Source organism: Natrinema amylolyticum, from assembly GCF_020515625.1.
Classification (GTDB): domain Archaea; phylum Halobacteriota; class Halobacteria; order Halobacteriales; family Natrialbaceae; genus Natrinema; species Natrinema amylolyticum.
On record NZ_JAIWPJ010000001.1, the window covers coordinates 2,000,736 to 2,010,028 of the forward strand.

The following is a 9,293-nucleotide window of genomic DNA, read 5'->3' on the forward strand; positions in this document are numbered from 1 at the left end:
TTGTTTCACGCGCTGGAGGCGTGCGGCAGCATCCAGTGCGCCGATCGAGTCCGAAGCGGTCTCCGATTGTGACGAGTCGGTGTGTTCTTTCAGTCGCTGCACTCGCTCTGCCGTCGACCCGAGCGAGCCCAGCGACGCAGGCATCTCTGCTGAGTCCGCCGGTGTCGTCCCCTTGTCACTCGTTCGGTGTACTGATACGCTCGGGTCAGTGGACTGTTGTCGCTGAACCGAGGACGAGGAGTCGGTCTCCTCGTCGGACGAGTGTCCCGAACGCGAAGAATATCGTCCCATCGGCTCACTCTTTGGTTCGGGCCTGTTCAGTTGAAACAGTGCGATAATCACTATTAGTACACTTGAATTATATGCCGTTGATAGACTCGTTCACCACGTAATAGACATCATACATATCCATCAATTGTTGTTTCACCATCGCGTCGTGCTTACCGAGGCCTCGAGTTTGGAACGGTTCGGGCGGTTCACAGCCCATCAGGAGATAGCAATCCCGGATCTGGTGCGCGAGATGCGAGGCGAGAAAGGTCTGAAACGAATCGAACACGTCCGTGTCGACGGGCATCAGTTCGATTCGGGCGTCGGGCTCGCGCTCTAACGGCTGGTCGTTCCAGTGAGTCTGTCTTGTCAGGCCATCACTGTGGAGATAATGGATGTCCGAGACGGCTTCGATCTCGTAGTTCGGCATCGACTCACGGGGGTCGGGGCCGTCACCAAGAATATCCTCGAGCGTATCGAGTGGGTCGCTTACATACTCGCAAAACTGCTCGAGGAGCGGCGGATCTGCGTCTGTCGGATCTGGCTCGAGCCAAACGTCTTTTCGATAAACGATGATGTCGTCGGGATCCGCATCGTCGAAGGGAAGATCGACGCTCGAGCCGTTTTGATGATTGCGGAGCTTTGCCTGAAGGTCCCCAAAGTAGTGGTCGATCATGACGTCAGGAAGCTCGAGCAATGCCAAGATCGTTGCGAGGATTCGGTCTGGGTTCTCGTACGGCGTGAGGGTATCGTATCCTCGCTCGCGGTAGACGTGCCACTTGGCTAACCAGCGGGCTTGATTTCCATGCTCGGTTTCTTCTTTAGTTCGAAGTGTCGGGTCATCTGCGTAACCATCCTGTTGATGATAAACAATTTTCCAAGAGCCTTTTTCAAGGGACAACTCGTGTAATATATCATTATTATCAGTTGCGTCAACCGCGATACCCTCATCGTTTTCGTTGACTATTGTCGATTCCATCGTTTAATTAGGTCGAGCACCAGTTGGGTCTTCATTCGATTCAGGCGTCCAGTCTTTCACGACTTCATCGAGCAATTCTTCTCGGAGTTTTATCGCCCGTTCAACGATATCGCCGTCGATCTTGCCCCAGTTTTCTTTAACGACGTTCCAAGTTAGCTGTCCCCCCTTGCCAAAGATTGGGGAAATACTCTTCAGGAGGCTAAATGCTGACTTTTCAGTCAAGGTTCCCAGGAGACCGGTTTCGACCCCGACATCCAACTTATCCCGCTGGTTCTCGGTGAGGGCAACCTGTTCTAACTCTTCGGACAGGCTCTCTTCGATCCGTTTCTTTTGATCCTTTAACTCCGACTTGGATGGGAGATCCTTTTCGAGAATTTCTTTCGCCTCTTCGTGATCAATGAACTCATCAGTGACTTCTTTCGGGCCACTTATTCGTCCATCGTCAGTCACCGTTCCGCCACGAGCTTCGATTTCTTCCTCGAGAAGATCGTGTGCTGCATGCTCGTTCCGGAGTCGTTCCAAATCGGTCGATTGCTCGTTGAATTGCTCGATCGCACCCCGAAGATGGGAGATCCGGGCGTCGTTCTGGTCCTGCTGGAAGTCGCCGACACTGCCGTTTTGATTCTCGAGTTCGAACACCGATAAGGCGCTGAACATCTGGTTTTTGGGAACACACTGGACGTGGACCGTCGTCCTAGCCAGTCGCTGAATCCCTAGTTCACCGCCGTCTATCACGCACTGGGCAGTCGTGTCCTCCATTCTCTCAGATGTCAGTCAGTCGGGTCGTGTCACGATGGTCTGGGTGTTCCAGCGCTTCCCAGTCGATCTCAGCGCGAGGGTCGTGGTAGCGCTGATAGAAGTCGTACTGTTCGTACAGCGTCGCGATTTGATGTTTTCCGAGGCCCGTGATCCTGAACGGTTTCGGTGGAACGACACCCATCTCGATGTAGCAATCCCGGATCTGACACCAGAGATTGTGAACGAGCTGGATCTGAAAGTCTGCGACTCCGTCCGGATCGAACGGCTTCACGTCGAAGCGAGCGTCCGGATCTCGATCGAGCGCGGGCTGGCCGTGGCGTTCGTGGTGGTACTGTCCGCTGGCATCGTCCCAGCGAACGTGAACGCCGGAGACCGCGTCAATTGTGAGATCGGACAGATCTGGAACGTCCCTGTCGGCTGGTGCCGCGTTGAGCAGTTGGGCGACGATCGATTCGATAGACTGTACGGGCTCGTCAGGGAGTGCAGACGTCTCGAGTTCGTCACCGAGATCGGTCAGCGATTCCAGTGCGTCTTCCTTGAGACCGAGATAAATGTCCTGCTGGTAGCTGATATGGCCGGGAGCAGCGTCGTCAGGGAGTGGGACAGGACGATCAGCATTCCCGAAGTGACTCCGGACCTGGTCGTATAGGTCGCCGAAATACTCGGCGACAGTGTCTGGATCCAACTCGGCAACGGAAAGCGCGGCCGCGAGAATTCGGTCCGGATCTTGTCGCCATTCGATCGTGTCGTATCCCCGCTTGCGGTTCACGTAGTATCTGGCGTATCGGCGAGCCTGATTGACCGGCTCGTTCTCGTCGATTAGTGAGCGCTTCTCGAAGTCATCTGGATACCCGTCTTGAAGATGCCCATCTATTTTCCCATCATAGCAAACACCGATTTTGTGCTGGATAGAATTGTTATCGTAAATTTCGACACCAAATCCATCATCTGTTTCCTTCTTAATTGCTGCCTTCATATTCAGAAGTCAGTCTTGTCAGTTTCTACTCCAGTGCCGTTTCCAATTAGATCCGCTGCCTGCTCGGCAATTGTCTTTACCCAACTCTGAGGCGGTTCGCGCTGCTCAAGTTGGGCGATCAGATCACCTTCGGAAACGGAATTACTGCGTACTTGTGAGTCGATTTCGTCGGCTGCGGAGAGCGTTGCGCTCGTGACGGCGTTGGTCTTCGCGGCCGCGAGACCCGCCTTCTTGAAGACGCTGACCCAATCGATCTCCTGTGCTCCGGAGACGACACGTTCGAGCAGTGTCTGCGGGTCGGCAATGTCATCGAGCGCGTTCGCAGTCTCGTCAGCACTGGGTTTCCCGGTGAAGACTTCTCGCCGCGAATATTTGTCTTGCCGCTGGACATGGATCTCGGTCTGTCCTAACCGTTGAATCCCCAACTCACCACCCTCCATCACCCGTTGGGCAGTCTCCTCTGCCTTCCGTTCTAACTGCGGATCCGGATCGATCTCGAGGCCGAGATCCTCCTGGGGCAGCATCGACACTGCACCCCTAGTCTGCTGGCGCACGTGGGCGAGGACGTGCTGGCCCTCCGGTGAAGACGGATCGTACTCGCCTGAGTTGAACACGACGTGATTCCCGACAGTGAACGCTCGAGCAGCGAGATCCTGAGAGGCAGTGGTATCCACGACCATCACGACTCGATTTCGGCTGGACCCAGAGACGTATCGTAGGCGTTGTCGGGCGTGTATTCCTCGTACCACGTCGAGATCTCAGCGGTCGGATCGTGGTACCGGTCGTAGAAATCGTAGTGCTCGTACCTGGTACCAGCGCCGTGGTGGCCCGCGCCGAGCAGGCGGAACGGTTCGGGTGGCGCGATGCCCATCCCCAAATAACAGTCTCGAACCTGGCAGAGGAGGTGCCGCGCGATCTGATACTTGAGTTCGACTATCGAGTCGGGATCGAATTCGAAGATTTCGATGCGGGCATCGGGCTCGCGTTCGATATCGGGCTGGTCTCCCCATTGGGTGTGATACTGGCCGGCTATGTCGTCCCAATGAACATGCAAGCCAGAGACGGCCTCGAGAAGAAGACCCTCGGGAAGGCTCGGAACGTCTGCTGGGTGCTTTCCGGTTATATCCACGAGCACCTCCGAGAGGGCAGCGTCGTCTGGTCGCGCCGCTGTCGGGTCAATCGCACGCTCAAGTTCCGCCATCACGTCGCCGTTCCCGAGCAAATCGCCCACGAGCGATCCCAGTGCCTGATCTTCCAACCCAACGTAGATGTCTTTCTGATAGACCGCATCCGCGGGCTGGATTTCGTCGGGGACGCTCACAGCCGGCTCGGCGTCACCGTGAATGTGGTCGAACTGTTGGGCGTAATCGCCGAGGTACTCCTCCGCAGCCTCCGCTGTCAGCGGTGCAATCGCCATCGCAGCGGCCGTGATCCGATTGGGGTTTCGCCGCCACTCGAGCGTCTCGTACCCACGTTCGCGATACACCCAGTACTTCGAAAAGCGCCGGGCCTGATTGACGTGCTCGTTGCCCGCGACCGTCCGTTCGTCGGGGTCATCCGGGTAGCCATCTTGATCATGATACGCGATTTCACCAGATACTTTCTCGATCGTGATATCGTGCTCTGTTTCCGAGTTGTCAGTGATATACACCTTTACGTAGTTATCGTCTTCGCCCTCGATTTCTCCATCCATCATTCGGTGCCTCCATTGTAGGGATCAGTACCCGAACCAGTCGCATTGGTCGCAGCTTTAACGGCTTCTTCTCGGAATTTCTCGGTCCACTCAGATGGCGGGGCGAAGTCGCCGAGGTCGCTGATCCATTCGCTGGGGAACCGTGCGTCCTGAAGTTTGTCCTGAAACGACGGTCCTTCGGCATTTTTCTTCGCATTGTATGCGGCGATGATTTCGTTGGGAATGAATCGTTTCAGGAATTCTTCGCCCATCGCTTTGGCCATCTCTCCGGCGACCTCGAAATCCTCGTCGAAGGCGACGGTATCTGTCACCTGCCCCTCCTGACTGGTACTCGGTCTCGGACCGAACATCGACGTACGCTGTACATGTACCTCCGTCTTCCCCAGCCGCTGAAGCCCCAATTCGCCGCCCTGCATCACCTGTTGGGCGGTCTCCTCGGCCTCCCGCTCCAACTGCGGATCCGGATCGATCTCGAGCCCCAAATTCTCCTGTGGAAGCATCGACACCGCACCGCCAGTCTGTTGACGAACGTGCGCTAACTCATGGGCTAATACGTGCTGACCTTCCGGCGACGATGGGTCGTACTCGCCGGAATTAAACGCGACGTGATTCCCGACCGTGAACGCTCGAGCGTTGATCTGTTCACATGCCTGCGCAGCTTTTGGCCCAGTGTGAATCCGCACGTCACCGAGCGAATCACCCATCCGGTCTTCCACCGCTCGCTGGATGGACGTATCCAGTAAGCGACCGGACGAGGAGATTACGTCTCGCACTGAATCGGGAACCTGCGTTTCACCAGCGGGGCAGGTATCTCGGGCAGCCGCCGTACTCCGCTGGAGCGACATCGGTGCGCTCTGGCTAGCTTCTCGGCGCTCACCGTGAGGTCGATCGCTACTCGTCGGACCGGCAGTCGGTCCGTCGTCCTCTTTCACCCGCTGGAGTAGGTCCGCCGCCGAACTCATTGCACCCATCGATATTGGGGTAGTGGTCGGCTCTGCCGATGCCGTCTCGGTAGCGTCCATTCGTTGAACCGACGCACCTGAAGGACCCAATGGTCCCGTCTTCTGATCGATATTGTGAGTGTGTGACGACCGGTCCGATTCGACCTCGTCGTCGGAGTTCCCCACTCGAGAGGAGTATCGTCCCATCGTTCTGATTGTCGGTACTTTCGTCGCCTCGGTAATAGTATTTACCATTTATTTGTCTAGTAAATTTTATCCCTCTATACCGTCTTACATCAAATACTCCCCCGGATGTCCTACGCGAATACACGCGCTCATCTCAGAGCTGAACTCGAGCGGATCGAATCATTGGTCCGAGCGTACGACGCGACCACCGAAACGGTCCCTGCGAACGACGATGCGGCTACTGTTGCGGAAGTCGAGTTGGCACACAACCCCGCTCAGCTATCGGTCGGGGTCCCGACCGACGCCGCAGACCGTCTCGCCGATCGTACGGCTACGATCGACCGTCGCTGTGCAGAGACGCCCGCGGAGACGTCGCTGCGAGTGACCGTTCTGGCGGACCGATTCGACCTCTCTCGTGCTCATCTCGACGTGTTTCTACTCGCACTCGCGCCCGAAATCGACGCTACCTACCAGCGGCTCTTCCGCGAGCTACACGACAATATTGAGATTACCCATCCTACTGTCGAGTTAGTCGCCGACCTATTCTCTCAAACGAGCGATCAACAATTCGCTGCTACCGCACTCGTCGGTCCCAGTTCCCCCCTTCGCCAGCACGATCTAGTGACCCTCTCAGAACCCGTCGGTAACAGTCGATCGCACCAGCACCGCCTCGTGACCGTCGATCAGCGGCTGGTATCGTATCTCGAGGGCCACGTCGACCTCGACCCCGCGCTCGAGCACGTGGCTACCCTCTCCACGCCCGATCAAACCCTCGAGGACATCCCGCTCGAGTCGGTCCTCCGCAATCGGCTCGAGCGCGTCGACGCTGACTCGAGCGGCCGCTACTACTTCCACGGGCCGGACGACGACGAACGCGAGGCCGCGATCGACGCGCTTGCGGACGATCGATTGCTCCGCGCCTCGTTGCCGGCCGTGCTCGAGGCCGACGCCGTCGATCGCCTCCACCGGGAAGCGCTCTTACAGGACTGTCCGGTGCACCTCACCGACGCCGACGTGCTCGGCGAGCGCGAGAGCGACCGCACGCTCGAGGAGATTTTCGATCGGTTTTCCGACCTCCACTGCGACCTGTTCGTGACCGGGACCGAGGCGTGGCGACCGACGGGGACGACCGTCGGTATCGACGCCGTCCTCGAGTTTCCCCGTCCCTCGATCGAGACGCGACGGGCGTTCTGGGAGGAGCGAGCGGACGAGCTCCCAGCGGACCTCGAGCCGGCGGTGCTCGCGGGCACGTTCGAACTCACGCGGGGGCAACTCGAGGCGGCGCTGGCGACGGCGCGGTCGCTGGCGAGCGGCGACGACCTCACGGCCGACGATATCTACGAGGGCTGTCGCGCCCAGTCGGCCGGCGGGCTGGGCGAACTCGCCCAGCGGATCGAGCCCGCCAGCGACTGGGACGACATCCAGCTCCGGGAGAAGACAGACCGCCAGCTCCGGCTGATCCGAGACCACATCGCGAACCGGGCCCGCGTCTACAGGGAGTGGGGCTTCGCCGAGGAGTTCGCCCGCGGGACCGGCGTCGTCGCCCTCTTCAAGGGGAAGTCGGGGACTGGCAAGACGATGGCCGCGGAGGTGCTGGCCGACGACGTCGGGATGGCCCTCTACAAGATCGACCTCTCCTCGGTCGTCTCGAAGTACATCGGCGAGACCGAGGAGAATTTGGAGCGAATCTTTCGGGCGGCGAACCACTCCAACGCCATCCTGCTGTTCGACGAGGCCGACTCGATCTTCGGCGACCGCGCGGAGGTGTCCGACGCGACCGACCGCTACGCCAACGTCGAGGTCAACTACCTCCTCCAGCGCATCGAGAGCTACGACGGCGTCGTCGTGCTCACCACCAACCACGCGTCGAACATCGACTCCGCGTTCGAGCGCCGGATCGACCACACGGTGACGTTCACGCGCCCGAAGGGACCCGTCCGCAAGGAGATCTGGGCGGGCGTCTTTCCCGACGACGCGCCGCTCGGCGACCTCGACTACGAGTTCCTCTCGTCGCTGGATCTCACCGGCGGCCAGATCAGGAAGATCGGCCAGACGGCCGCGATCCTCGCGGCCGGCGACGACCGGCGAATCGAGATGCGCCACGTCGTCCGCGCGCTCGAGCAGGAGTTCGGCGCGCGGGGACAGCTCCTGCGCTCGATCGACTTCGGCGAGTACCGTCGCCACCTCCGGAGCGTGGACGACGATCAGGCGGGGGCCGACGAGCAGTCGGCCGCCGAGGAGGCGGTCGGTCGCTCGCCGGAGGCCGTCGTTCGCCGGTTTTTCGAACTACTAGACGCCGGCGAGGGCGAGCGCGCCCGCGAGCTGTATCACTCCCGGACCCTCGCCGAGGAGTTCTCGCGGAAGGAGGTAGCGATGATCGCCCACGGCGACTTCTCGATCGTCGGCGAGATCGACCGCGCTCGGGACGATCACGACCGCGTCGTCCTCGAGTTCGATCGCGAACTGAACGGCGAGCGAACGCCCCGATCCTACAAGTTGCGCCCGGACGACGACGCCTGGCGGATCTTCAACGTCGAGCGCGTCCGCGAAAACGACGTCGTAGTGGATCGGTGAGGGCGACGCCGGCCTCGTTCCGCCCCTCGCCGCGAACCGAATCGGTCGGAGCCGTCGACCGCCCCGCCGTGCATGCATTCGCGACCGGACATGTTTTCTCCCTTCCCCCCGACGGTGTGGCTATGCAGGCATCCATCGACGCCGTTCGCGTCGCGGGGACCCCCGAGGGACCGGTCCCGGTCGTCGTCCTCGCCGTCGAGGGCGAAAGCGACGTCGTGCCGATCTTCATCGGGTTCAGCGAGGCGACCAGTATCGCTCGCGGTCTCGAGGCCGAGGACATCGGGCGACCGCTGACCCACGACCTCCTGCTCGACGTCATGGAGGAACTGGGCAGCCGGATCGACCATATCGTCATCAACGAGATCGAGAAGCGCGGGGACGGCCAGGGCGGCACCTACATCGCCGACATCCACCTCGAGACGCCCCGCGGCGAGACGATCATCGACGCCCGACCGAGCGATTCGCTCGCGCTGGCCGCCCGGACGAACGCGGCGATCGAGATCACGGAGGATGTCTTCGAGGACAGCCGAGACGACAGCGAGAAGTTCGACGAACTCAAAGACATCCGCAACGTGTCGGGTGAGCTCTAGATGGACGACGTACTCGAGGAACTGTTCGCCGTCATCGAAGACCGGAAGGAAACGCTGCCCGAGGACTCCTACACCGCCTCGCTGTTCACCCACGAGAAAGGCGAGAACGAAGTGTTGGAGAAGCTCGGCGAGGAGACGACCGAACTCGTGCTGGCCGCGAAGGACGACGATCGCGAGGAGATCGCCCACGAGAGCGCGGATATCGTCTACCACCTGCTCGTCCTGCTCGCGATGAAGGACATGGAGCTGTCGGACCTCGAGGCCGAGCTCGAGGCGCGGCGCTGACGCCGACTGCGGTTCGGACGCGATGTCGGACGCCGATGTCGGA

The 9,293-nt window shown here is 59.9% G+C and carries 7 protein-coding genes and 2 pseudogenes; 3 read left to right on the plus strand and 6 right to left on the minus strand.

Going from position 1 to position 9,293, the window contains the following annotated elements; translation table 11 throughout:
* Positions 1-358 precede the first annotated feature (358 nt).
* The 6 genes and pseudogenes from LDH66_RS09880 to LDH66_RS09905 form a co-directional block, all read right to left on the minus strand.
* Complete coding sequence (locus tag LDH66_RS09880; RefSeq protein ID WP_226480882.1) at positions 359-1,246, minus strand: DUF7958 family protein; 888 nt, start codon at positions 1,244-1,246, stop codon at positions 359-361.
* Positions 1,247-1,249: 3 nt separating this feature from the next.
* Positions 1,250-2,005, minus strand: coding sequence for a hypothetical protein (locus LDH66_RS09885; protein WP_226480883.1), 756 nt, complete (start codon positions 2,003-2,005; stop codon positions 1,250-1,252).
* 4 nt (positions 2,006-2,009) lie between these two features.
* Positions 2,010-2,981: a DUF7958 family protein gene (locus LDH66_RS23385; protein WP_484549483.1), complete on the minus strand. Its 972-nt coding sequence runs from the start codon at positions 2,979-2,981 to the stop codon at positions 2,010-2,012.
* A gap of 376 nt (positions 2,982-3,357) precedes the next feature.
* Positions 3,358-3,661: pseudogene (locus LDH66_RS09895) on the minus strand (eCIS core domain-containing protein); the annotation flags it as partial.
* Positions 3,661-4,677 (minus strand): DUF7958 family protein, encoded by a 1,017-nt coding sequence (locus tag LDH66_RS09900; RefSeq protein WP_226480885.1) that lies wholly within the window; start codon positions 4,675-4,677, stop codon positions 3,661-3,663. The pseudogene LDH66_RS09895 and the gene LDH66_RS09900, both read right to left, overlap by 1 nt.
* A 350-nt stretch (positions 4,678-5,027) precedes the next feature.
* A pseudogene (locus tag LDH66_RS09905) lies at positions 5,028-5,519 on the minus strand (eCIS core domain-containing protein); the annotation flags it as partial.
* A 408-nt stretch (positions 5,520-5,927) separates the two neighbouring features.
* Between LDH66_RS09905 and LDH66_RS09910 the strand changes: the two are divergent.
* The 3 genes from LDH66_RS09910 (at position 5,928) to hisE (ending at position 9,250) form a co-directional block, all read left to right on the plus strand.
* Positions 5,928-8,375 (plus strand): ATP-binding protein, encoded by a 2,448-nt coding sequence (locus tag LDH66_RS09910; protein WP_226480886.1) that lies wholly within the window; start codon positions 5,928-5,930, stop codon positions 8,373-8,375.
* A gap of 122 nt (positions 8,376-8,497) precedes the next feature.
* Positions 8,498-8,965 (plus strand): bifunctional nuclease family protein, encoded by a 468-nt coding sequence (locus LDH66_RS09915; protein ID WP_226480887.1) that lies wholly within the window; start codon positions 8,498-8,500, stop codon positions 8,963-8,965.
* Positions 8,966-9,250 carry a phosphoribosyl-ATP diphosphatase gene (gene hisE, locus LDH66_RS09920; RefSeq protein ID WP_226480888.1) on the plus strand — a complete coding sequence of 95 codons (285 nt, stop codon included), beginning with the start codon at positions 8,966-8,968 and terminating at the stop codon, positions 9,248-9,250.
* Positions 9,251-9,293: the final 43 nt, after the last annotated feature.

Coding starts and splice junctions, on each gene's coding strand:
- LDH66_RS09880 (WP_226480882.1), bottom strand. CDS start 1,246: ATGGAATCGACAATAGTCAACGAAAACGATGAGGGTATCGCGGTTGAC.
- LDH66_RS09885 (WP_226480883.1), bottom strand. CDS start 2,005: ATGGAGGACACGACTGCCCAGTGCGTGATAGACGGCGGTGAACTAGGG.
- LDH66_RS23385 (WP_484549483.1), bottom strand. CDS start 2,981: ATGAAGGCAGCAATTAAGAAGGAAACAGATGATGGATTTGGTGTCGAA.
- LDH66_RS09900 (WP_226480885.1), bottom strand. CDS start 4,677: ATGATGGATGGAGAAATCGAGGGCGAAGACGATAACTACGTAAAGGTG.
- LDH66_RS09910 (WP_226480886.1), top strand. CDS start 5,928: ATGTCCTACGCGAATACACGCGCTCATCTCAGAGCTGAACTCGAGCGG.
- LDH66_RS09915 (WP_226480887.1), top strand. CDS start 8,498: ATGCAGGCATCCATCGACGCCGTTCGCGTCGCGGGGACCCCCGAGGGA.
- hisE (WP_226480888.1), top strand. CDS start 8,966: ATGGACGACGTACTCGAGGAACTGTTCGCCGTCATCGAAGACCGGAAG.